Origin of the sequence: Streptomyces zagrosensis (assembly GCF_014203645.1) — a bacterium.
Classification (GTDB): domain Bacteria; phylum Actinomycetota; class Actinomycetes; order Streptomycetales; family Streptomycetaceae; genus Streptomyces; species Streptomyces zagrosensis.
The window spans coordinates 17,683-41,823 of the sequence record NZ_JACHJL010000001.1 but is presented as its reverse complement, the minus strand read 5'-3'; the positions used below and the strand labels follow the sequence as shown (position 1 = coordinate 41,823).

The 24,141-nt window shown below is 69.3% G+C and carries 19 protein-coding genes and 2 tRNA genes; 3 read left to right on the top strand and 18 right to left on the bottom strand.

Translation table 11 applies throughout. From position 1 onward, the window contains the following. Positions 1-109 precede the first annotated feature (109 nt). Positions 110-1,633, top strand: a complete 1,524-nt coding sequence (locus FHS42_RS00160; RefSeq protein ID WP_184568418.1) for a substrate-binding domain-containing protein — start codon at positions 110-112, stop codon at positions 1,631-1,633. On the opposite strand, the gene FHS42_RS00155 is transcribed toward FHS42_RS00160, so the two are convergent. The 9 genes from FHS42_RS00155 to FHS42_RS00115 all read right to left on the bottom strand — a co-directional run bounded on the left by FHS42_RS00155 (position 1,536) and on the right by FHS42_RS00115 (position 14,286). Continuing rightward, a complete protein-coding gene (locus FHS42_RS00155) occupies positions 1,536-4,334 on the bottom strand; it encodes a ComEC/Rec2 family competence protein (protein WP_184568417.1) in 2,799 nt (932 codons plus the stop codon). The genes FHS42_RS00160 and FHS42_RS00155 overlap by 98 nt on opposite strands. Before the next feature lie 299 nt (positions 4,335-4,633). Next, complete coding sequence (locus tag FHS42_RS38440; RefSeq protein WP_312866641.1) at positions 4,634-5,158, bottom strand: ComEA family DNA-binding protein; 525 nt, start codon at positions 5,156-5,158, stop codon at positions 4,634-4,636. A 996-nt stretch (positions 5,159-6,154) separates the two neighbouring features. Continuing rightward, the gene (locus FHS42_RS00145; protein ID WP_184568416.1) at positions 6,155-7,000 is read right to left on the bottom strand and encodes a DegV family protein; all 846 of its coding nucleotides are present in this window, start codon (positions 6,998-7,000) and stop codon (positions 6,155-6,157) included. 120 nt (positions 7,001-7,120) lie between these two features. Then, complete coding sequence (locus tag FHS42_RS38920; protein ID WP_184568415.1) at positions 7,121-8,119, bottom strand: hypothetical protein; 999 nt, start codon at positions 8,117-8,119, stop codon at positions 7,121-7,123. 249 nt (positions 8,120-8,368) lie between these two features. Next, positions 8,369-11,248, bottom strand: coding sequence for a leucine--tRNA ligase (gene leuS, locus FHS42_RS00135; protein ID WP_184568414.1), 2,880 nt, complete (start codon positions 11,246-11,248; stop codon positions 8,369-8,371). A gap of 566 nt (positions 11,249-11,814) precedes the next feature. Beyond that, positions 11,815-11,887 (bottom strand) — tRNA-Ala (locus FHS42_RS00130). Positions 11,888-12,210: 323 nt separating this feature from the next. Then, positions 12,211-12,444, bottom strand: coding sequence for a hypothetical protein (locus FHS42_RS00125; RefSeq protein ID WP_176161576.1), 234 nt, complete (start codon positions 12,442-12,444; stop codon positions 12,211-12,213). Between the two features lie 3 nt (positions 12,445-12,447). Further along, complete coding sequence (locus FHS42_RS00120) at positions 12,448-12,711, bottom strand: hypothetical protein (RefSeq protein ID WP_184569096.1); 264 nt, start codon at positions 12,709-12,711, stop codon at positions 12,448-12,450. A gap of 69 nt (positions 12,712-12,780) precedes the next feature. Continuing rightward, positions 12,781-14,286, bottom strand: coding sequence for an MFS transporter (locus tag FHS42_RS00115; RefSeq protein WP_184568413.1), 1,506 nt, complete (start codon positions 14,284-14,286; stop codon positions 12,781-12,783). Between the two features lie 131 nt (positions 14,287-14,417). Between FHS42_RS00115 and FHS42_RS00110 the strand changes: the two genes are divergently transcribed. Beyond that, positions 14,418-15,362, top strand: a complete 945-nt coding sequence (locus tag FHS42_RS00110) for a helix-turn-helix transcriptional regulator (protein WP_184568412.1) — start codon at positions 14,418-14,420, stop codon at positions 15,360-15,362. 172 nt (positions 15,363-15,534) lie between these two features. Here the strand turns inward: FHS42_RS00110 and FHS42_RS00105 are convergent. The 7 genes from FHS42_RS00105 to FHS42_RS00075 form a co-directional block, all read right to left on the bottom strand. After that, positions 15,535-15,607: transfer RNA gene (locus FHS42_RS00105), tRNA-Ala, on the bottom strand. A gap of 129 nt (positions 15,608-15,736) precedes the next feature. Next, on the bottom strand, positions 15,737-16,390 hold the full coding sequence (locus tag FHS42_RS00100; RefSeq protein WP_184568988.1) for a histidine phosphatase family protein: 654 nt from the start codon (positions 16,388-16,390) through the stop codon (positions 15,737-15,739). Beyond that, on the bottom strand, positions 16,387-16,839 hold the full coding sequence (gene rsfS, locus FHS42_RS00095; protein WP_184568411.1) for a ribosome silencing factor: 453 nt from the start codon (positions 16,837-16,839) through the stop codon (positions 16,387-16,389). Before rsfS ends, FHS42_RS00100 begins: the two co-directional genes overlap by 4 nt. Positions 16,840-17,041: 202 nt before the next feature. After that, positions 17,042-19,438, bottom strand: a complete 2,397-nt coding sequence (locus FHS42_RS36045) for a LytR C-terminal domain-containing protein (protein ID WP_312866638.1) — start codon at positions 19,436-19,438, stop codon at positions 17,042-17,044. A 10-nt stretch (positions 19,439-19,448) separates the two neighbouring features. Then, a complete protein-coding gene (gene nadD, locus FHS42_RS00085; protein ID WP_184568410.1) occupies positions 19,449-20,060 on the bottom strand; it encodes a nicotinate-nucleotide adenylyltransferase in 612 nt (203 codons plus the stop codon). Positions 20,061-20,103: 43 nt separating this feature from the next. Then, positions 20,104-20,271 carry a hypothetical protein gene (locus tag FHS42_RS00080; RefSeq protein WP_184568409.1) on the bottom strand — a complete coding sequence of 56 codons (168 nt, stop codon included), beginning with the start codon at positions 20,269-20,271 and terminating at the stop codon, positions 20,104-20,106. Positions 20,272-20,428: 157 nt separating this feature from the next. Then, positions 20,429-20,587: a hypothetical protein gene (locus FHS42_RS00075; protein ID WP_184568408.1), complete on the bottom strand. Its 159-nt coding sequence runs from the start codon at positions 20,585-20,587 to the stop codon at positions 20,429-20,431. A 94-nt stretch (positions 20,588-20,681) separates the two neighbouring features. Between FHS42_RS00075 and FHS42_RS00070 the strand changes: the two genes are divergently transcribed. Next, positions 20,682-22,007 (top strand): M48 family metallopeptidase, encoded by a 1,326-nt coding sequence (locus tag FHS42_RS00070; protein WP_184568407.1) that lies wholly within the window; start codon positions 20,682-20,684, stop codon positions 22,005-22,007. On the opposite strand, the gene FHS42_RS00065 is transcribed toward FHS42_RS00070, so the two are convergent. Both FHS42_RS00065 and FHS42_RS00060 read right to left on the bottom strand, forming a co-directional pair. Then, positions 21,973-23,265, bottom strand: coding sequence for an SCO2583 family membrane protein (locus FHS42_RS00065; RefSeq protein ID WP_184568406.1), 1,293 nt, complete (start codon positions 23,263-23,265; stop codon positions 21,973-21,975). The two genes, FHS42_RS00070 and FHS42_RS00065, sit on opposite strands and share 35 nt — an antisense overlap. Before the next feature lie 75 nt (positions 23,266-23,340). Then, the gene (locus FHS42_RS00060; protein ID WP_184568405.1) at positions 23,341-24,006 is read right to left on the bottom strand and encodes an SCO2584 family spore wall biosynthesis protein; all 666 of its coding nucleotides are present in this window, start codon (positions 24,004-24,006) and stop codon (positions 23,341-23,343) included. Between the last annotated feature and the right edge of the window lie 135 nt (positions 24,007-24,141).

Below are 24,141 nucleotides of genomic sequence, written 5' to 3'. Positions count from 1 at the left end.
CGGGCGCATACCAGCCGGGCACTCTTGGGAGGACAACGGATGAATCTCTGGCGATATCCCACTCAAGCGGGAGCGGAGTGGGTACGTCCTTCGTACATTTCTCGCGTCCATGTACGACCATGTGTGCGAGGTTGCTGTGGAACTGCCTGACACCGGGACGATCCTGACGGCCCTCGGCCTGGTGGCAACGGGCGTGGTCTGGGCGGTGGAGCGTTTCCTTCCGGGGCGTAAACGCATTGGCTACCGGGTGCAGTTGGACACCGCGATCGGCATGAACCCACGAGCGGCCCATGACATCGTGCAACTCCGGGTGTTGTGGAGCGATCAAGAGGTCACGGACGCGACCCTGGCGTTGCTGCGTGTCGAGAACGACGGCAGCAAGGACATCGTGCGGCACGATTACCAGGAACCGCTCACCGTCGAGTTCCCCGGCCGCACGATCGTTGGGGTGGAGGTGACGGAGACCAGCTCGGCCTTGCGCACCATACTCACGCGCAACGGTGGCCTCCGCCCGGAAGGCGGCCGGTTGGTGCTCCCCAGAGTGCCGCTCAACCGCAGGGACCACTTCAAGCTGCTCGTCCTGCTGACCGGCAACGGCAACCAGGTGACCATGGACGGCTTTCTCAGCGGCGGCTCCATCAGACTCAACGCGGCGCGCCGCGGCCCGCGCAAGTCGAGCCTCGTCCTGGGCGGGGTCTTCATCATTTTGATGGGGCTGCTCGGTGGTCTCTTGCTCAGCAACTCCAACGAGGGAGCCAACGACCCCGTGTGCGCCTCCGGTGAGTTGACCATCGACGGCTCGACCGCCTTCGCCCCGCCGATGCGCGCAATCGCCAAGGACTACCAGAAGCAGTGTCCGGGCGCCGACATCGAGGTACGCGACAACGGAAGCCTGAATGGCCTGAAAAACCTGAGCCGAGCCGGCCAGGAAACGCCCGACCCCGTGCCCGCCTTCATTGCCATGTCGGACGTCCGGGCACCGGGCATCAAGTTGTACGAGGAGTTGACGGAGCACCCCCCGGTGAGCGTTATCCCGCTGAGCGTGACGGCCAACCACGAGAACGGCGTGGACAACCTCACCACGGACCAACTGCGCAACATATACAGCGGCAAGTACACCAACTGGACGCAGGTAGGCGGCAGCAACCTGCCGATCAGCCTGGTCACCCGCGACTCCCAGTCGGGGACCCGGATCACCTTCGAAAAGGAAGTGCTGAAGGGCATGCGGAGCGGCAAGCTCGCTGGCCTCTCCGACTGCACCACCAGGGCCAACCAGCCCTCCACCCATCCTCAGCACTGTGAAGCCGCAGACACCGAGTCCGCCCTGGAGACCGTCGGCAAGGTGCCGGGCGCCATCGGCTACGCCGAAACGTACTCCGCTGGCACCAGCCGCAACGTCGTCTCCGTCCGGCTGGACGGAGAAGCGCCAGTGCTCACACTGGACAAGCCCCAGAGCTACCCCTTCTGGGCAACCGAGCGTCTGTACACCTACGGAGAACCCAAGGACGGCTCCCTGACCGCCAAGTTCCTGACCTTCATGAACAGCGACACGGCACAGACCCAGATGGGCACGCACAAGCACCTCCCGTGCTCGGAGGCCAAGAGCTTCTACTCCCGCGCCTGCGCCCTTTGATCGACGCCCGAGGCGCGCCACCTGACCCGGTGATGGCCACCGCCCCGTCAGTGTCGGTGCGCAGGACCCGGGCCCCGTACTCGCGCAACGCCGCGAGGGTGCGCGGTGCCGGATGGCCGTACGGGTTGTCCCTACCGCAGGAGATCAACGCCAGTCGGGGGCGGAGTTGGCGCAACAACCTGTGCTCCTGGTGCGCCGACCCGTGGTGCGCAACCTTGAGCACATCGACAGGCCCAAGGCCGGGGTAGGCCGCCAACAGTGCGCTCTGTGCCGGCGGTTCCAGGTCCCCCAGGAACAGCATGCTCAACCCAGCCGTGCGGACGAGCAGCGTGACGCTGGCGTCGTTGGCCCCCGTGACGGCCCCCGCTCCGGTGACACCCAGGCCGCCATCCGCGGGGACCGGATCGGCGCCGGGCCCCGTGGCGCCCTGTGGCCCTTCCCTGCCGTCTGTGGCCGGGGGCGCTCCAGTCGGCAGCCCATGTACGCTCGACGACCGCGGGGGCCACAGCACCTCCCAGGACAGCTCACCGGTGCGCCGCCGCTCCCCCGGCGACGCCTCGACCTGGTCCACGCCCGCCTTGGACGCCACCCTGCGGACGAACTCGGCCTGCCCCGGCGGCTCCGCGCGGCTCGTCGTCTCGATCACACCCACGGCACGTCCCCGCAGCACACCAGGCAACCCCGCCACATGGTCGGCATGGAAGTGGGTCAACACCAACAGTGGAATTCGCACCACTTCCAGATCCCGTAAACATCGGTCCACCGCTCCCGGGTCGGGGCCCGCATCCACCACCACCGCCGTTCCATCGCCAGCGGCGAGCACCAACGCGTCGCCCTGCCCCACATCGCATGCCACCAACCGCCACCCAGGCGGCGGCCACCCCGTGATCACCCGTACCAGCGGTGCTGGGCGGACGATCGCAAGGAGCAACAGCAGCACACAGACCACACACAGCCAGGGGTGACGTGGGGCACGGCGGGCCAGCAGTACGCCGACGACCGTGAGCCCGGCCAACAGCAGCCCACCGGCCCAGCCGCCTGGCCAGTCCACTCCCGCGCCCGGCAACCCGGCCCCCGTTCGGGCCACCGAGGCCAGCCACTCCACCGGCCACCCTGCGCACCAGGCCAGACACACGGCCACCGGCGGCGCGGCCGGCGCCACGACGAGGGCAGCGAATCCCAGGACGGTCGCGGGCGCCACGGCCAACTCGGCCAGCAGATTGCAAGGAATCGCCACCAAGCTCACCCGCGCGGCCAGCACCACGACCACAGGAGCACACACCGCCTGAGCCGAAGCAGCCGCGGCCAACACCTCGGCCAGCCGACCCGGTACGCCGCGAGCCCGCAACGCGGCGCTCCACCGCGGGGCGATGGTCAGCAGCGCACCGGTGGCCAAAACGGAGAGCAGAAAGCCATAACTGCGGGCCAACCACGGGTCGTACAACAACAACGCCAGTACGGCGGTGGCAAGCGCAGGCAGCAGCGTACGCCGGCGCCCCGTACCGATGGCGATCAAGGTGATCAGCCCGCAGGCGGCGGCCCGTAACACGCTCGGCTCGGGCCGACACACCACCACAAATCCCAGCGTCAGCACACCCCCGAGCAAGGCGGTCAACCGCAACGGCGCACCCAGCCTCGCTGCCAACCCGCGCCGCTCTGCCCTGATCGCCAGATGCGGCGGCCCGATCAGCAACGCCAGCACGATCGAGAGGTTGCTACCCGATACAGCCAGCAGGTGCGTCATATCGGTGGCCCGAAACGCCTCGTCGAGGTCGGGCGGCACCCGCGAGGTGTCGCCTACCACCAGGCCGGGCAGCAGCGCCTTGGCATCCGCGCTCAGCCCCTGGGATGCGGTACGCAGCCCGGCCCGTAGCCGCCCTGCCGTGCGCTGGAGGTCGGTCGGCCCGGCGATGACCTCGGGCGGCGCCTCGCCCTCGACTCGTAGCACGGCAGCGATCCGGTCCCCGTTCCTCGTCGGCGGCACCACCCGCGCTCGCACCCGCAGGCGCGTGGATGGCAGGAGGTCGTGCCACTGCGCACCCGGCAGATCAGCACGCTTCGCGGGCAGCGCGTCATGGTCAAACCGTGCGCCGCCGTCACCCCTCGCCTGGTCCTGGCCCCGCGCCGTGAGCGGCTCAGTGCCGCGCGCGCTGTCTCGGACCTGCACGATCAGCAGCACCGGCGCGCGGGTGCGCTGCACCCTGAGCCCCAAGCCACCCACCGCGGGACCCGAGGCAGTGCTGCGCGCGCTGACTCGGGTCGCCACGGCATCGATGGCGATGGCTGGTGGTGTGGGCGCGGGACCCTGTACCCGTGGCTTGATCGGGCGTGGATCGCCCGTGACCGTGAGATCGAGCACCGCTTCGGCACGGTGCCGAGCCAGCTCGGGCACGGGCCCTCGATAGGTATCGGCCGCATGCAGACCCGCCACGGCTGCCGTCGTGACGGCACAGAGCAGCGTGGTCGCAACCGCCGTCGCGCCCCGACCCACTCCCCGGCGCCCGGCCGCCGCCCCGCTCGCCTGGCCATGCCGCCTGCCACTGCGCCATGCCGTCCACAGCAGGCCCACCGCCCCAGCGACGCCCACCGCGCAGCACACCGCGATCAGCGTGGGTGGCGCGCCCAGCGCCAGGGCCGCCGCCGCCCATGCCGCGAGAGCAGGCGGGATCAACCGCAAGTCGGAAGCGCCCTCTTGACCCATCGTGCCGACTGCGCTCCCACGACTGGCCCGGCCGTCCGCAGCGTGCACAACAACCGCCCCGGCGGCAGCCCCACCTACCACCACCGCGGTGCCTGCGGTGCCTGCGGTGCCTGCGGTGCCTGCGGTGCCTGCGGTGCCTGCGGTGCCTGCGGTGCCTGCGGTGCCTGCGGTGCCTGCGGTGATCGTTTGGCTCGTAGGGCTTGTGCGGTTCGTTGAGGCCGTGCCGTCAGCCGGCGCAGGCGTGCGAGTCGGTCCTCTTCGGGGCAGCGGTCGGCCCCGTTCCCGAGGCGGGTGACGCGTCATGGCTGAACGAGGGGGCGTAGATCGGCGAACCTCTTGTCGCCGATGCCGTTGACCTCGCGCAACTCCTCGACGGAGCGAAAGCCGCCGTGCTGGGTGCGGTAGTCCAGGATGTGGCGGGCGAGGACGGGGCCGACACCAGGGAGGGTGTCGAGTTGCTCGACCGTAGCGGAGCTCAGGCTGATGGCGGGCCCCGGAGCGGCAGCGCTTCCGGCCGCTGACCCTGCACCAGCGCCTGTCGGCGTGCCCGGTCCGCTGGCGCCGAAGGAGGCAGCGCCACCGTTGTTCGGGGCGCTGCCCGCCGCAGCTCCGGCGGCGCCCGGCGGCGCGCCGACCACGATGTGCTCGCCATCAGTGAGCACCCGGGCGCGGTTCAACTCGCTGGTCCGCGCGCCCGGTTCCACCCCGCCCGCCGCCTTGAGGGCGTCGGCCACCCTGGCACCCGCAGGCAGCCGTCGCACGCCCGGCTCGCGTACCTTGCCCGTCACGTCCACCACGACGACCCGGCCGGCCCCTGCACCCATCGCCGGAGCCGCGCCCGCGCTGGGACTTGGCCGTCGCGCGGCTGGGTCCACCGCGTCGGATACCGCACCCGTGCGCGGCTGTTGGGCCGGAGGACTCACCGTGTGTGGACGGCCAGTCCAAAAGTGGTACACGGCAAAGATCACCGCCACCACCAGAACCAGAACGATGACCCCCAAAGCCTTCGGCTGGATACCGCACCGCGGTTGCAGCCATAAGGGCAACCGCTCCACCAGGGCTAGCCGCCATCCCGGGGGCGGGGCCCCCGGATAGCCAGTAGCCCCGTCCTCCCCCGGACGCACAGCATCAGGTCGTGGCTCCAGTACGACTCCACCGCTCCCACCGATTGGCCCGCCGCTGCCTTCGTCAGGGGAGGGAGCCGGTTCGCCGACGCCAGGCGGGTCCACACCGGCCGATACGCCGACTGGAGGCCACTGTGAATCGGCGACTACCGGCGGCCCCGCCTTAACCGGCCCCCTGGCCTTGGCCGGCCCCTTCGACCCAGGCTGCCTTGCAACCGGCTGCACCTGTGATGGCTGCGCATCGGGCGGCTGGCCCACATCGCGCACCCTCATCAACTGCGCAACCGATGGCAACAGCCCTGTCGCCCGCGCACGCCCCACTCCCACTCGCGGCTTCCGCAGCCCTCGCCTACTACGGTCACCGCGATCGCCACCATCGCCGCGGCCGACTTCCGTGGTGCGGCCGGGCCCACGTGGCCCAAGGCCGAGGCGCCGTTCCGGGGCTGCGTCGTCGTACGTACTCGGTGCGCCGAGTGGTCCCACAACGCGGCCCGTGCTCACTGTCTGTGATCGATCGCTCATGTCGATCGACGATAGAGATCCGTCAGCGATCCCGCCGAGACGCCTCAGTTTCCGTGGATAACCCGGAAGTCGTGGAAAATCTCGTCACCCACACGAGCACACTGCCGTGCACATCCACCCACGGCCAGGAGCCTGAACTACAGCGTCCGTCCCCTCGTCCTCGCCGTTCGCTCCTCAGCGCGGCGAGACCACCGCGCCAAGGAGCCCGGGCCCCGTATGCGCACCGATCACCGCGCCCACCTCGCTGACATGCAGTTCAGCGAGGCCGGGAACTCGCGCCCGTAGCCGGTCCGCGAGCTGCGCAGCCCGTTCGCCCGCCGCCAGATGGTGCACAGCGATGTCCACTTCCTGCACTCCCGACCGCTCCACGACGATGTCCTCAAGGCGGGCGATGGCCTTGGATGCCGTACGTACCTTCTCCCGCAATTCAATGCGGCCGTCGTCGAGTTGCAGTAGCGGCTTGACCGCCAGCGCCGATCCCAGCAGGGCTTGCGCTGCGCCGATACGGCCGCCTCGACGCAGGTAGTCGAGGGTATCGACGTAGAAGTAGGCGGATGTTCCCACCGCGCGCTTTTCGGCCGCGGCGACCGCCTCATCCATCGTGCCGCCCGACTCCACTGCCTCCGCAGCCGCCAGCGCGCAGAAACCGAGTGCCATGGCCACCATGCCGGTATCGATGACGCGCACCGGAACGGGCGCCTCCTGTGCGGCGAGCACGGCCGCGTCATACGTACCCGAGATCTCAGCCGACAAATGGAGCGAGATGATGCCCCGGGCGCCTGCGTCGGCGGCCCTTTGGTACGCGGCGGCGAACACCGCGGGGCTTGGCCGGGACGTCGTGACCGGAGTGCGCTTTTGCAGCGCCTGGGCGACGGAGCGGGCGGAGATTTCGGTGCCCTCTTCCAGCGTCTTGTCACCGAGCACGACGGTCAAGGGAACCGCCGTGATGTGATGCCGCTCCATCGCCTGCTGTGGCAAGTAGGCCGTGGAATCGGTGACGATAGCGACATGGCGGGACATGACTGGCAGGCTATCGGTGGACGCCCAGCACCGATAGCTGGGGGTGATCGATGCCGGTCACGGCCCGCCCCTCACGCGACTGATAGGCCACGCCGACAGCGCCGATGGCAGGCCCATTGCTCACGTGGTGTTCTCGGGGCGAGCAGCGCGCTGCCACGAATAAGTTTTCCGTAGCCGCGGATCGCCGGCCGTCAGGGAAGGCGGCCCGGAAGAATCCGGTTCCGCCTCCGGTGTCGGCTTCGATCCCGTTCCCGCAGTGGTGGCCGCATCGCCCTGGCCAGACACCGCGGTCCCTGTCGCGTCCGTTTCGGCCGCCGCGGCACCGCCCGGCGGCCTCGCGCCGCTCGCCGCACGCTCGGCAGCAGAGCCCGAAGCGGAAGCAGACTGCGAGGTAGGACGCGGTGTGGGGCCCGAAGCACGGCCCGCAGCGGAGCCCCCACCAGGCGTACCAACAAAACCAGACGCACCCCCGGCACGGGACTCGCGCCCGGCACCAGACGCACCCGCAGGGCCGCCGGATATATCCGCGCCCCAGTCGTCGTCCGTCAGCGGGCCGGCCCCCTTCGCCGCGCGCTCCGCGCGCCAGTGCCGCAGCGCGGCGGCCTCCAGTTGGATCTGGTCGCCGAGGTCGGCGAGGTCACCCTCGGCGAAGTGGCCGGCCCGGTCCTGGATCGCCCAGCGCAGCGAGTCGGCCGAGTGCGTCACCCGTTCCGTACGCTTGCGCAGCTCTGGAAGGCGAGCGGCTATCCGGCTACGGTCGGGCTCCGACTCAAGCCGTCGTAGGTCGTCATCCACCTCATGGCCATGCGTGCTGAGCCGTTCGAACAGGGACAGCGATTCCGAGAGCGAGGAGTCCTCAACCGCGGCGGCGTCCAGCGCCTGCCGGGTTGCCCGCATCGACGTACGCAGCGAGATCCGCAACTCGGCGATCTCCCCGGCCGCGCCGGGCTGTGTGTACTGCTTGGCCCGGAGCCTGGTGTCCTCGACCGTGCGCCGCGCCTGGGTGACCGTGCGGTCAACGCGCCGCTTCGCCGCCTTCGCCACCTTCACGGTCGCGTAGACGCCGATGACGACACAGAGCAGGAACACCAGGGCCAGGATTCCCACTACGGCTTCCATCGCGCTCCCGCGGGTCTCGGAGGTCCAACAACACACGGCACGACGCCACGGCGCCACCCGAACCCCGTAGGGCGGGGCCCGACGACAGCCGTCGCTTCCCACCGTAAACGGATCGGGCGGGTTACGGGTTCCCTCGGAACCCGTAACCCGCCCCTAAGTGCCATCCCTGATACGCCTGCTACCCCTGCTGCGACCAGGATGCGCCCAGCCCGCTGCGCCCGCTGAATTCGCAGCCGCGTGGGCCCTGACTCACGCCGGGACGATGTTCACCAGCTTCGGCGCCCGCACGATCACCTTGCGGATGCCCGCGTCACCCAGCGCGGCGACCACCGCGGGGTCGGCCAGCGCCAACCGCTCCAGCTCCTCGTCCGAGATCGTCGGAGGCACCTCCAGTCGCGCCTTGACCTTGCCCTTGAGCTGGACGACACAGGTCACGGCCTCGTCCTGGACATACGCCGGGTCCGCGACGGGGAACGGCGCGTGCACGACCGAGGTCTCATGGCCCAACATGCGCCACAGTTCCTCAGCGATGTGCGGGGCCAGCGGCGCGGTCAGCAGCACCAGCGATTCGGCCACCGTACGTGGTACCTCGCGCACCTTGGTGAGGTGGTTGTTCAGCTCGGTCAACTTGGCGACGGCGGTGTTGAATCGCATGTGGGCCAGGTCCTGCGAGAGGCCGTCGATGGCCTTGTGCAACGCCCGCAGGGTCGCCTCGTCCGGCTCCGCGTCCACGACCGAGACCTCACCCGTCGTCTCACTCACGACGTTGCGCCACAGCCGTTGCAGCAACCGGTACTGACCGATCACCGCCCGCGTGTCCCACGGCCGGGACACATCCAGCGGGCCCATGGCCATCTCGTACAGGCGCAGCGTGTCGGCCCCGTACTCGGCGCAGATCTCGTCCGGCGTGACCGCGTTCTTCAGCGATTTGCCCATCTTGCCCAGCACTCGGCTGACCTGCTGGCCCTGGTAGTAGTAGGCGCCGTCGCGCTCCTCCACCTCGGTGGCCGGCACCGCGATGCGCCGGCTGTCGCGGTAGACGTACGCCTGAATCATGCCCTGGTTGAACAGCTTGTGGAACGGCTCCGAAGAGGCGATATGCCCCAGGTCGTGCAGCACCTTGGACCAGAACCGCGCGTACAGCAGGTGCAGCACGGCGTGCTCTTGGCCGCCGACGTACAGGTCCACGCCGCCGGACGGCTGGCCCTCGCGCGGGCCCATCCAATACTGCTCGACAGCTGGGTCAACCAGCCGGTCGCTGTTGTGCGGGTCCAGGTAGCGCAGCTCGTACCAGCACGAACCAGCCCAGTTGGGCATGGTGTTGGTCTCGCGCCGGTACTGCTTCGGGCCATCGCCCAGGTCCAACTTGACGTTGACCCAGTCCTCGTTGCGGGACAGCGGGGTCTCCGGCGAGGTGTCGGCGTCGTCCGGGTCGAAGGTGCGCGGGGAGTAGTCCTCGACCTCGGGCAGCTCCAGCGGCAGCATCGACTCGGGCAGCGCGTGGGCCACGCCGTCCTCGTCGTAGACGATCGGGAACGGCTCGCCCCAGTAACGCTGGCGGCTGAACAGCCAGTCACGCAACCGGAAGTTGACCGTCCCCTCCCCGATCCCGCGCTTCGCCAGCCACTCGGTGATCTTCGCCTTGGCGTCCGTCACGACCAGCCCGTCCAGCGCGACACCGGCACCCGACGAGTTGATGATCTTCGCTTCATACGAGTCGAAGGAATCATCCCAGGTGCTGGGGTCACTGCTGCGGCCGTCGCTCGGCTCGACGACGCAGCGCATCGGCAGCTCGAAGGCGCGCGCGAAGGCAAAGTCACGGCTGTCGTGCGCCGGCACAGCCATGATCGCGCCGGTGCCGTAGCCCATCAGGACGTAGTCGGCGATAAAGACGGGGACCTGCTCGCCGCTGACCGGGTTGGTGGCGTACGCGCCGGTGAACACGCCGGTCTTGTCCTTGGCCTCGGCCTGCCGCTCCACGTCGGACTTCGCGGCAGCCTGCTTACGGTACGCGGCGACGGCCTCGGTTGGCGTCGCGTAACCGCCGGTCCACACGTCGTGCGTGCCCTCGGGCCAGGCTGCCGGAACGATCCGCTCTACTAGCTCGTGTTCCGGAGCCAGCACCATGTACGTCGCGCCGAACAGCGTGTCCTGCCGCGTGGTGAAGACCGTGATCTTTGCGTCGCCGTCAGCCGCTACGGGAAAGTCAACCCGGGCGCCCTCACTGCGGCCGATCCAGTTGCGCTGCTGCAACTTGATGGCCTCGGGCCAGTCCAGGCCGTCCAGGTCCTCGATCAGCCGGTCCGCGTAGGTGGTGATGCGCATGTTCCACTGCCGCAGCTTGGCCTTGAAGACCGGGTAGTTGCCGCGCTCCGAGCGCCCCTCGGCGGTGACCTCCTCATTGGCCAACACCGTGCCCAGGCCCGGACACCAGTTGACCGGCGCGTCCGATGCGTACGCTAGACGGTACTCACCCAGCACGCCCGCGCGCTCGACGGCACTCAGAGCGTTCCAGGGGCGCCCGTCGGGAGTGGCACGCTCCCCCGCCTCGAACTGCGCAACCAGCGTGTCGATCGGGCGAGCCTTGCGGGCCTCCGGGTCGTACCAGGAGTTGAAGATCTGGACGAAGATCCACTGGGTCCACTTGTAGTACGCCGGGTCGATCGTCTCGACCGACCGGCGCTTGTCGTGGCCCAGGCCCAGCCGACGCAATTGGCGCCGCATGTTCGCGATATTGGCCTCGGTGGAGGCCCGGGGGTGCGTGCCCGTCTGCACCGCGTACTGCTCGGCGGGCAGCCCGAACGCGTCGAAGCCCAGCGTGTGCAGCACATTGTGGCCGGTCATACGGTGGAATCGGGCGTAGACGTCGGTGGCGATGAAGCCCAGCGGATGGCCGACGTGCAGCCCCGCCCCGGACGGGTACGGGAACATGTCCATGACGAACTTCTTGGGCCGCTGCGCCAGCCCGGCGCCGCCCTCGCCCTCGGTCAGGTCTCCGGTGGGGTTGGGCGCCTCGTACGTACCGTGCTCGTCCCAGAAGTCCTGCCAGCGTGCCTCGATGTCAGCGGCCAGCGCGGCCGTGTATCGGTGCGGTGCGGCCACCTCGGCAGCGGTGTGGGTCTCGCTCATCGTCTTCTAGCTCCATCGATCGTCTCTGCCAGCGGGTACGTACGGAAACGAAAAATCCCCTCGCACAGGAGGGGACGCCGCGCCGATGCCGACCGGATTTCACATCGGTCGGTACTGATCAGCGCGGCTCGCTAAGCAGAAGGCGTACGGCACGCATGGGGACAGGTTATCGCAGTGGCCCAAGGCCCCGCATCGTGCGCAGCCCGGACGCGCCCCAAGGCGCCAGCTCGCCCCACCCACCCAGCACCCCGCCCACGGGCCCGGCCCCGCCCCGAGGCCGGGCCCAGCCGAAGGCGCCCCACGAACACACCCCAGCCCCACCCAAAGGGGGCCGCGGGTGGCAAAGCCCCCACACAGCGAGGCAACACCGAGCAAAAACGACGAAAGCGACCCCGTCCGCGCTTCCCGCGGACACAAGCCCCACCCACACACCCGGCCCCACCCCAAAGCACCCAAAAGGGGGCCGCGGGTGGCGAAGCCCCCGCACAGCGAGGCGGAGCCGAGCGCAAACGACGAAAGCGACCCGGTCCGCGCTTTCCGCGGACACAGGTCGCCCTTCGCTTTTGTGGAGCTAAGGAGAATTGAACTCCTGACCTCCTGCATGCCATGCAGGCGCTCTACCAACTGAGCTATAGCCCCAGATTGTTCCCCGTCGTGGTTTCCCTCGGCGGCATCGCCTACATTACACGGACTGGCTGGGCTTCTGCCAAATCGGTTGTGCGTGCTGGTCCATGCATCTACGGAGTGGGAAGCGGGGTTCCCTGGCGCCCCTTGGACGCACGGTCCAGTACCAGCGGACGCCCCGTGGCGGTAGGTGGCGACGTGCGCGGATCGCGGGTGCGGCTAGGTGCCGTCCGCCGCCATACGTGCCTCATGCAGGGCGGACTTGCGCGGCGCATAGCGCCTGTGGCTGCACGTATGCCGCCTTCGTGCCGTGCGCATGGGCGTCGCCGTGCCGGCACTCATGCCGTAGCGAACGAGTAGAACCGCTTCAGGGTGCAGTGCTCGTCCAGCAGCCGTCCGTAGATCGGCTCGCCTTCGAGTTCGCGGTAGGTCTCGATGGGATCGCCCTTTATGATCAGCGCCCGTGCGCACTCGACGCACCAATACTGATAGTCCGCGTTGAGCGGCTCCATGTCGCGGACGATCGGCGTCCCACTGCCACACCAGTCGCATTTCCTGCTGTGCGCACCCATCAATCAGCTCCAGCTATGGCCGCAGGACGTGCACACGTAGGAGATCCCGCCGTTGTCACCCAGCACTTGCGCCACGTGCGCCGAGCCGCAGGCCGGGCACTGCAACACCGTGACGTTCCTTTTCGTCGCCCGCGTTCTCGCGGGAATCGCGTCCCAGGAGCCGACTGGGCAGGTGAAGCGCAACGCGTACTCCGGCAGCCAGTCATATCCCTGTGCTTCGGCGATCTCCAGCAGGTCGTTGACCTCCTCCAGGATGCTGGTCGGCATCGCACCGCCCCCTCCCATCGGCGCCGTCCCCTCGCGGCGGTCCGATTCTGTCATGGGACGGCGCGCGGGTCAGCGTCGCGGTCGTAGCGCGCTCGTGGCGGCGCCGCACAGCGCCGCACCTGCCAGTGCCAGCGTCGTCAGCCACAGCGCGTCGGCTGCCGGGTGTGCCCCCGCGCCCTCCGCGCGGTGGAGGTAGACGGCACCGTAGGCGGCCACTCCGATCAGCATGCCGAGTTGGATCGAGGTGACCAGCACTCCGCTGGCGTCTGCGGCGTCTTGCGGACGTACCCCGGCCAACGTGCGCGTGAGCACGGGACTGTAAGCGAGTCCAAGGCCAAGCCCCACGCCCAGCAGCGCCACGTAGAAGCCGGGTCCGGCCGCGCCACCGTCGCGCAGTGCCAGGCCGACGCCCGCGAAGGACAGCGCCGCCAGCAGGAAGCCGCCGGGCACGAGCATGGGCTGCCAGCGGGAAGGCAGTCGCCGCCAATTGAGCCCAACGATGCCGAACGCGGCGGCAGTGGGTACGAAGGTCAGCCCGGCGCGCAGCGCGCTGTAGCCAAGCGTTCCCTGCACATACAGGGTGAGGGCGAAGAGGAACCCGGCGTTCACCGCCATGGCCAGCACGATGCGGACCACCGCCACTGACACGCCGGGCGCGCGGACCACATGCGGAGCGATCAGCGGCGCGCCACCACGCCGCGCGAGCCGCGTCTCGTACGCGGCGAACAGGCCGGCCAACAGCACGCTGGCAGCCAGTGCGAGCCAGCCCCACAGCGGCCAGCCCTGTTCCTGACCGAGCACCAGCGGCACCGTGAACAGCGTGACGGCACCTGCGAGGAGTACGAGGCCCGGCAGATCGAGTGGGCGGGGGACACGGTTAGTGGAACCGATGGCGCGGGACGCATCACGCGGCATCAGGCGTGGCCCCAGCACGAGCAGCAGCAGGCCGATCGGCACATTCACCAAGAAGGCCGGACGCCAGCCGGTGCCGAACAGGTCGGCGCTGACCAGCACGCCGCCCGCGATCTGCCCTGCTGCCGCGCCGGAGGCCAAGACAGCGGCGTACGCGCCGAGCGCGCGGGCCCGGGACGTGCCGGTGAACGTCTGCTGGATCAGGCTGAGCACCTGCGGCAGCATGAGCGCGGCACCTGCACCTTGCGTAAATCGGAAGGCGATCAACTGGGTCGTGTCCGCGGCCAGTCCGCACGCCAGCGAGGCAGCGGTGAAGACCGCGAGTCCCGCCAGGTAGCACGTGCGGTGGCCGAGCCGGGCGCCCAACCGTGCGCCGGTGATCAGCAGTACGGCGTACGCGATGGTGTAGCCCGCGATGATCAGTTGCAGCTCGGCGCCGGACGCATTCAGGTCGCTGCGCAAGGTGGGAGCCGCGACATTGACGATGAACACGTCGAGCAGTGCCATGAATTGACCGGTCAACACGATGGCCAACAACCATCCGGCCCGTGGACCGGCAACCTCCGGCCCATCGGGGCCACCCGGATGGGCGGCGTCGGGGCCATTGTCAGTGCCGTGGTCTTTACTACGGAGAGTAGGTCGAGAAGGAAGCGTGGAGGACATGACGCTGAGCCTGACGGCGACTTGGTACCGGTAACGAGAGCCCGTCGATGCTGGTACTGACAGCACCTGTTTCCGGTCGGCGGCTACAGCGAAGATGGAGCGGTGGGTTGATCGTGAGGGGGTACGGCTCGATGACTGAGGCGACGGTAGCGGCCGAGCGACCATCGGCAGCAGGGGCGGGCGGGTCGCGTAAGCGCCCCGAACTCACCGTGTTTCTCCGTAGCCGCCGGGCCAGGGTCTCGCCTGCCGCGGCCGGCATTCCACCCGGCTTCCGGCGTCGCACGCCTGGACTGCGGCGGGAGGAGGTCGCCCAGCTCTCCGGTGTTGGCATCACGTGGTACACGTGGCTTGAACAGGGGCGTCCAATTAACGCCAGCGCGCAGGTGCTGGACGCGGTGGCGCGTACGCTCCAGCTCGATCCCGCCGAGCGCGAGCACCTGTATCACCTCGCCGAGGTGCCGTACGTGCCCAACCGGAACGGCGACACGCAGTCGGTGAGCCAGGACCTGCTCGGCGTCATCGAGGCCCTGGACCCGCTGCCCGCCGTCATCTACAACGCCCGGTACGACATCTTGGCCGCCAACACCGCCTACCAGCAGCTGTTTCCCATGGCCCGCACTGCGCCGGGGCCTGAGCGAAACGCGCTTTGGCAGTTGTTCACCCGGCCAAAGTGCTGCTGTCCGGTCCTCAACCGCGAAGAGGAGATACCGAAGTTGGTGGCCACGTTGCGTGCGGCGTACGGGCGGCATGTCGGTGAACCTGCGTGGGAGTCGTTCCTGAGCCGGCTGTCGGCGGCGAGTGAGTGGTTCGCCCGGTTGTGGGAGCACTGCGATGTTGCTCCGCCTGGTCACCGCGTCAAGCTCATCTCCCACGCTTCGGTGGGAGAGATACGGCTGACGTCCACATCGCTGACCGTGGGCAGTGCACCTGAGACTCGGGTGGTCGTCTACACGCCCAACGACGAGGAGAGCCGCGACCGCGTCACCCGGCTGCGCACCGTGGAGGACCCCCTGGTGGGCTGCCCGAAGCACGTCCGCCCCATCTCCGCCCTTCGCCCCAATGACGGCGCTCTTTAGGCACCCCGGATCGCCCCGCTATCTGAGGCCCCAAGCGCCAGGACTCCCCCGACATGAGGCAACACCAGACGGGGCAACCAAAGCCCCCACAACGCGAGGCGACGCCGAGCAAAAACAACGAAAGCGACCTGCGTCCGCGCTTTCCGCGGATACAGATCGCCCTTCGCTTTCGTGGAGCTAAGGAGAATTGAACTCCTGACCTCCTGCATGCCATGCAGGCGCTCTACCAACTGAGCTATAGCCCCGCTGTTCCGTTACGGAGGTGAACCCATTGGGTGGGGCTCACTTCCGTGTCGTGAACGAGAAGAAGCTTAACCGGTGACCTGGCCAGATGTGAAATCCGGAGGCCGTGGGCGGCGCTGTGGGGCGTTGCCCTAGTCGTCGTCGCCGAGGACGGGCTCCGGGAGCGTGCCCGCGTTGTGCTCCAGAAGTCGCCAGCCGCGGGCGCCCTGGCCAAGCACTGACCAGCAGCAGTTGGTGAGACCGCCGAGCGACTCCCACGTCCCGGGGGCGAGGCCGAGCAACCGTCCGATGGTGGTGCGGATGGTGCCGCCGTGGCTGACGACGACGAGGGTGCCGTCATCGGGCAGTTTCTCGACTGCGGCCTCTACCAGGGGCGCTGCCCGGTCGGCGACCTCTGTCTCCAGTTCTCCGCCACCGCGCCGTACCGGCTCGCCGCGCTTCCACGCCGCGTACTGCTCGCCGAAGCGCGCGATGATTTCGTCGTGGGTGAGCCCCTGCCATTCGCCCGCGTACGTCTCGCGCAGGGCCGCATCGTGCGCGACATCGTGGCCGGTGATGGCCGCCAGTTCGGCGGCGGTCGCGGCGGCCCGCCGCAGGTCGGACGCGATGATCGCGTCCGGCTTGAGCGCGGCCAGCAGTCGCGCCGCGCGACGGGCCTGAGCGACGCCGGTCTCAGTCAGCTCAATGTCCGTGGAGCCTTGGAAGCGGCGTTCGAGATTCCACGCGGTCTGGCCGTGCCGCCATAGGACGATGCGGCGGCCACGACCACCCTGGCTGCCGCTCAGCGGAGCTCACCGTCCAGGCCGACCTCACCCTCGTCCGCTGTGGACTGCGCCCTGGCGTACTCAACGCCCTTGCCCTGGGTGGCCAGCGCGTCGGCGGGAAGCTCAAGCTGCGGGCAGTCCTTCCACAGCCGCTCAAGGGCGTAGAAGACGCGCTCCTCGCTGTGCTGGACGTGCACCACGATGTCCACGTAGTCGAGCAGCACCCAGCGGGCGTCGCGGTCGCCCTCGCGGCGGACCGGCTTGGCGCCGATCTCCTCGCTCAGCCGCTCCTCGATCCCGTCGACGATCGCCTTGACCTGGCGGTCATTCGGCGCCGAAGCGAGCAGGAAGGCGTCGGTGATAGCCAGGACGTCGCTGACGTCGTAGGCGATGATGTCGTGCGCGAGCTTGTCGGCCGCCGCCTGAGCGGCGGCCTTGATGAGCTCGGTGGAGCGGTCCGTGGCGGTCACAAGCAGGGCTTTCCGGTTGGTGGTAACCCCCGAGCTGAGGCCGGGGGCGCGATACCCCAAGGGTCTCACGCCCCACCGACACTTCCGCCAGCCCTTTCTCACACCGCCCCGCCCGCCGACCAGCCACCCCCGCCCCCGCCTGCCGCCCCCGCCCCCGCTCCAGGGGACGGTTCTGCTCGCTCACCACGGGCCAGGCAGAGCGTCAGCCCTGCCGGCTCGTGTAGTCGCGGCCGAGGATGACCGTGATGTCCGCGTTGGCCGCGCCCTTGGCCTGGCGCACCGCACTGTCCGGGAGCCCGAGCGTCGCCGCGACCTCTTTGGCCTGGCCTGCCTGTGCCGCATCCGCGTAAGTGACCCGCGAGGTGGCCTCGGCCGAGCCGTTGCCGCCGCCGACGACCGTAAAGCCGCCGTTGACCAGTGCCACCTGGGCAGAGCTCGCTTTGCGCTCATCGCCGGTCACGTTGCGTACGCTCACTCGTGGCGTGCCGCTCTCGTCGGGATTCTTGACCGAGCCGCCGAGGATGTCCTTGACCACGTTCTCGGTGGCCGTCTCGCTCAGCGTTCCGTCGGGTTGTACGGGAAGTAGCTGTGTGTCGTACGAGCCGTCCTTGGCCCGTTGCGCCAGTCCGGCCAGCGATGCCCCGAGCTGCTTCTCCGATAGGGACGGGTCGGGGATCTGGGCAAGCCGTTCCACGGTGGTGGTGGCCTTTGCCGGATCGGTGGGAGCCTTTTTCAGTACGGCCTCCATCACCTGGCCGAACCGGGCGAGCTGCTTGCTCTCGTCCTCGCTCGGCGCCTGATGAGTGGCGTAAGCAACCGCGCCCTGACCGTTGATCTGCACCCCCTTACCGCGCTTGACCAGCGGGTCGTCGCCCTTCTTGGCGCCGGGGATGAGTACATCGGTGTCCATGGTGATGCCGCCGACCAGCTCCACCAGGTTTTCCAGGTAAGGCGTGTCCAGCCGCCAGGTGCCCTGGATTTCGGAGCCGAGCAGCGTGGTCAAGGAGTCCCTGGTGCCGCCCGCGCCCTCACCCTCGACGGCGTTGCCGAGGGTGGTGGTGCCGCTTTCGGCGGAGACGGCTAGCGCGTTGGGCAGCAGCACAGTGCTGCCCTTTTTTGTGGTCTCGTTGTCTACCAGGAGCGCGCTGGAGCTGCGGCCACCCTGGGTCTCGCGCAGATGGACGACGATCACCTGGCGCTGCTGTGCGCCGCCCGCCGTCGCGTCGGCGTCCGCGCTGTCGGACATGCCCGGCAACTTGTCCGCGTACCAGAGGTAGCCCACGCCGCAGGTGATGACGAGAGCGAGCACGCCCACGAGTCCGATCAGGCGGGTGCGCAGCATCCGCTTGCGTTCGTCGCGCCGCTCCGAGCGGGTCTCGGCGAACTTCAGCCAGTCGATGACGTCTTCGGATTCCTCGTCCGGCTCCTCGATGAACGAGAACTGCTCGGTCCGGTAGCCCTCGTCGTCATCCGCTCCGTCCGCACGCGCACCGGCGCCCTCCGCTTTCGGGGCCTCACGCGGCGCTTCCCGCGCCGGGTCCTGGTCTTGACGCTGCGTGTGCTGCCCGACGTGTCCGGCCTGCCCGGCCTGCGCACGCTGCCCGCGCCTGCGCCGCTCGGCAGCCCGGCCCTGCGGTCGTGGAGCAGCCTGCGTCTGTGGATCGGTCGGGGCTTGGGCGTCAGTCGAGGTTTGCGCATCGGCTTGGGCCTGCCGCGGAATCCAAGCCTCCGCCGATGCGCCGCCCCTGTGGCCGAGCTGCTGAGACGCATCGGGCTGCTGGGGTCCGCGCGCATGGTGCGCGTTGGCTGGCAGCGCCGATCCATCGGGCCGCCGGGGCTGCTGTTGCGGCTGCCCCCGGTGCCTGGGCTGCTCCGGGTATCCCTGCCGGTCCTGATGCCCCTGTGGCTCCCGGTACTCCTGGGGCTGCTGCGGCGCGTACGACTGTGCCTGCGGCTGCTGCTGCGATGGCTGTGCCTGCGGCTGCTGCTGCAATGGCTGTGGCTGTGGCTGCTGCGACGCGCCGTAGGGGTCGGAGCCGTACGCGGACGGCTGCTGCCCCTGCCCAGGCTCCGATCCCGCACCCTGCGAGAGTCCCTGACTGCCGTGACTCTGGCCGCCCTGGCCCTGGCCGTGCTGTGGCGTCCCCTGGCCATACGGTGCGTAGCCGCCGCTCACGCCCTGGGAGGGGTCTTGCGGGTATTCCTGCTGGTAGCCCTGCGGCTGGTAGAGGGGCTGGCCGTAGGCGTCGTAACCGTAGATCTGCGGTTGCTGGTAGCCGCCGTCTTGCTGGTACGGACCGCCAGGCTGGTACGGGTCACCTGGCTGGTACGGGTCACTCGGGGCGTACGCACCATTCGCCGCATAGCCGCCATTCGCCGCGTACCCATCGTGCGGCGTGTAGCCACTGCCCGCGCTACTCGCGCTACCGGGGTCACCTGCGGCATAGCCATCGCTCGCGGCATAACCCTCGTTTGCGGCGTACCCATCGGTCGCCGCGTACGGGCCACTGTGGGCGTACGGGTCAGGTTGGGCGTGCGGATCGTGCTGTGGGTTCCCGGGCCAGTCGTCGGGCGGAGGCGGGTCCTGTCGGTCGTTCACCGGTGCCCCTTCAGCCGTCGTCGCGGTACAGCTTGCGCTTGTCGATGTAGCGCACCACGCCGTCGGGCACGAGATACCAGACCGGATCGCCCTGCGCGACGCGGTCTCGGCAGTCCGTTGACGAGATCGCCAGCGCCGGGACCTCGATCAGCGACACTCCGCCCTCGGGCAGTCCCACGTCGGTCAATATGTGCCCGGGCCTGGTCACCCCGATGAAGTGCGCGAGGGAGAACAGCTCCGCCGCGTCGTGCCAGGTCAGAATCTGGGAGAGGGCATCGGCTCCGGTGATGAAGAACAGGTCCGCGTCCTTGTTCTCAGCACGCAGGTCGCGCAGCGTGTCCGCGGTGTAGGTCTTGCCACCGCGGTCGATGTCGATGCGGCTGACGGAGAACTGCGGATTGGACGCGGTGGCGATGACGGTCATCAGATAGCGGTCCTCGGCCAAGGACACCTTCTTGTGGCTCTTTTGCCACGGTTGTCCGGTCGGCACGAACACCACCTCGTCCAGGTGGAACTGTGCGGCCACCTCACTGGCGGCGACCAGGTGTCCGTGGTGGATCGGGTCGAAGGTCCCGCCCATCACGCCGAGTCGCCGCTTCGCGGGCGCTGTCTGTGCTCCCATGCGTGCAGACCCTACTAAGCGAGCCCGTAGCCCGGTGCCGAGGTCATCGGTCCCGGTTGAAACGCGTGGTGATCCACAGCATGAGCAGCAGGAAGACCAAGGTCCCGCCGCCGGTCAGGTAGGGGTTGAGGTTGTCGTGTTTGCCGCTGTGCTCGCCGCCTTCGGAGGCGAGCGTGGCCAGGGTCGCGTGTGCGGTGTGGAATGCGGTCATCGTCGGCAGGACCTATCCGGAGCGGTCCCCAGGCCACGCGGCTCGGGGAGGGTCGGGCAGAAGACTTCCGGCACATCGTATGCGGCAGCGCCGCGCAACCTCACGCCGACTCCGCACGTCTTGTGGACTACCGGGCCGGGGCCGGGGCCGGCGGGGTTCAGTCCTGCCCGCCGTCGCCTCCGTATCCGCGCAGCAAGAACCAGGCGAGCAGGGCCGCGCCCACGACGGCGACGACGATGACGATGCGCAGCAGCGGCCCGGCTCCGTCGTCGTGGGAGACGGCGAGAACTTCGCTGAAGCCAGTGAGGTAAGGCATCACTCCACGGTAGTCACACCATCCGAACGTCCTAGGGTGGGGTGGGGCCGAGGGGCATCACGGGCCACGACCAGCAGCCCAACGAGGGGGCACGATGAGCGACAGCAACACTCACGGGCACGAGCAGGTGCCGAGCCGCGAGCGCAGGCGATTCCCCGGAATCTCCTCGCGCGCCTACGAACATCCGGCGGACCGGTCCGCGCTGGTGGCACTGCGGAAGCTGACCGGCTTCGACACCGTTTTCAAGGCGCTCAGCGGCCTGCTTCCCGAGCGCAGCTTGCGGCTGCTGTTCCTGTCCGATTCGGTACGCGTGAGCGATCGGCAGTTCGCGCACCTCAACGACATGCTGCGGGACGCCTGTTACATCCTGGACCTGGAAAAGGTTCCGCCGATGTATGTCAGCCAGGACCCGTACCCGAACGCGATGTGCATCGGTCTGGACGAGCCGATCATCGTGGTCACCACCAGCCTGGTCGAGCTGCTCGACGAGGAGGAGTTGCGTGCGGTCATCGGCCATGAGGTGGGGCACGCGCTGTCCGGGCACGCGGTGTACCGGACGATACTGCTGTTCTTGACCAACTTCGCGCTGAAGATCGCCTGGATTCCGCTGGGCAACGTCGCGGTGATGGCGATCGTGACGGCGCTGCGCGAGTGGTTCCGCAAGTCGGAACTCTCCGCTGACCGGGCGGGGTTGCTGGCTGGTCAGGACTTGCAGGCGTCGATGCGCGCCTTGATGAAGCTGGCGGGCGGGAACCATTTGCACGAGATGAACGTGGACGCGTTCTTGGAGCAGGCCGAGGAGTACGAGGCAGGCGGTGACCTGCGGGACTCCGTACTGAAGATCATGAACGTGCTGCCGCGCAGCCACCCGTTCGCCACGGTGCGCGCCGCCGAGTTGAAGAAGTGGGCGGCCAGCCGGGACTACCAGCGGATCATGGATGGCCACTACCCGCGCCGTGACACGGACAAGGACACCTCGGTCGCCGACTCGTTCAAGGAGTCGGCCAGCCACTACGCGGACACCGTCCGCAGCAGCAAGGACCCGCTGATGGGTCTGGTGCGCGACATCGCGGGCGGCGCTGGTGACCTCGGCGGCAAGCTGCGCGACCGATTCACGGGCGGCGGCAGGGCCAGCGGCCCCGCAGCCGGACCCACTGATGGGCCCGCAGCCGGACCCACTGATGGCCCTGGTGATGGGCCCGCTGGTGGCTCTGGTGATGGCCCAGCCGGCGGCCCGGCGGGCGGCAGCGGCGGCACCACTGGCGGCACGGCTGGCGGCACCTCTGGCGGCAATGCGCACGGTGCCGGCAGCGGCAACAACAACGGCAACGGTGCCAGCAGCAACGGCGGGCCCGCTGATGGGCCCGGGGACGGTCCGGACGGCGCTAGCGGCGACTCAGGCCCGACGGCTGGGCGTTAGGCGCCAGCACCCCGCACAGCGAGTCGGTCGGGCGCCCGGTCGCGTACGGATTCGTACCGGCCGAGGTGTCCGACGGTGCGCTCTGCCCGGCGAACAGCGGTCGCAGGTATGCCGCGGCGTCTGCCGCGCATCCCTGCGGCCCGGCCTGTAACGCGCTCTCCAGGACCTCGACGTGATGGTCGCGCAGGTCGTCGCGGTCAAAGCGGAACCGCGCCTCGCGGCGCACCGTGAACAGCGAATGCGGCCCGGTGCCCGGCACCGCGACCGGGCCCACCAGGTCCCTGCTGTCGCCGCTCACCGATCCCTCACTCGCACCGGAGGCATCGGCTCCGGTGCGGGCCCCCTGAGCTCCCTTGGCGGCACCGGAGTCGCGCGGCCCCTCGGCGGCGGACGCCGCGCCGCGCTCGCCGGCCTCGGCGCCGGTGCTCTCGGCGTTTGTGGCGCCCTTGGCGCCGTCAGCCTTCTTGGCTGCGCGCCGCACCGCGTAGACGTACGTGTGGTCGGCGACGACCTCCAGTGCCGACGCGCTCACCTCAGTCACCGCAAGCCGGCCCTGCACCCGCACCGGCTCCTCGGCGAGCGAGACCCGCTGGGGATCGAAGCGCATCACCCAGCCGGTGGCCGCGTGCCGTCCGTCGTCGGAGGGACGGGCCAAGCTCTCGTCGAACTGGCCGATTTGCTCCGGGTCGAGCAGGAGCCGCACCGCGCGGGCATCGCCACCCGCCAACGTGTCCGGGTCGAGAGCGGAGTGCACCAAGAACTCCTTGGCCGTGACGAGCGCATCCGTCACCTGGCTCTCGGAGAAGTGCGGGGTGCTTTTGGTATCGGGCAGGGTGACCCCGTCAGCGCCGATACGGAACGTCTTGGCCGGGCTGTTGGCGTACAAGTCCTTGGCCGCGCCGCCCGGCACCGCACCGCGTGGGGCCAACGGCACGAGCGTGCTGCGCAGGGGCCCAGCCAACTGCCCCGTGGGCCTCTCGTACGGATGCTGTACGCCCATATAGACGGCCGCCGTAAAGGCCACGACGATCAGCACCATCAGGGCGATTGCCTGGCGTGATGAGCCACGCTGCCGACGCCAGGGACGCCGGCTGCGCACCGCAGGTGTGTGATCGCTGATGCGCTCTCGCGCCGAGAACTCCTGTAGCCGGGCAGCTTGGACGAACGACTCATCGAACACGACGGAGCGGTAGTCGTCGTCACCGCTTCCCGCGACGCTCTCAGGTGTCCCCTCGGGAGGATCTCCAGGCCCGGTCATATCACCAGAGTAGGTCGGTACGGACGAAGATAAACGTCCTGAGTGCTCGACAAGTTCGGACGAAATTTCACGTCGTCAGGGGGACCGCGGGCCGGTGGTGGCCGTGGGCACTGCGGAGTCAACAGACAAGGACGGCAGCGAGTTCTGTTGGCTGCCGGGCGCGCTGTCCACTCCGGTACTGGTCGGCGCCGGGCTGGGGTCCTGCCGGTTGCCGCCGCCGGCGGCGCCCCGGTAGACGGCGGTGAAGGCCAACGCCACCACTCCTATGCCCATGAGCACGGCCAGCACCCAGGCCACCGGGCGCTGCCAGTGCGCATGACCGCGGTAGGGGCGGCCCGCCTGGCCATATCTGCCGTACGGGCCGAACGCCTCGTCCGCTTCGGAGTCGGCGCCGACGTACCCGTAGCGGCCCTCGTAGCGCGGGTCATCAGGGTCGTAGCCGAACTCACCGTCCGGTCCGTACCCGTCCTCGTAGGGATCGTCATCGGGCGCGCCACCGCGCGATCTGATGCGGGCGGCCTCGGCCTCGGCGCGCGCCTGCGCGGCGGCCAGCATCCGCTCGACGGCGCTGGGCTCATGGACTTCGGCGGACCGCACGAAGTCCTCGTCGAAGACCACGGAGGCGAACTCGCCCTCCTCGCCAGCCTTCGGCGAAGAAGGGCCCAGATCCGCAGCCCCGTGGTGGTAGTCGTCGGGCTCGTCGCCGTCCGGGAACGGCCTGCCCCCCACGTCGTCCGGCACGCGTCCAGGTTAGCCCTGAGCGGTCGATTTGGGCAGGGCGAGCGGCAATGTGAGCTAGTCCACCCAAACCGGCTTCCCACGGCCCACGGCCACGGGGCGGTGGGCCCGGGGTTCGCCTGCCGCACCCCGGGCCGT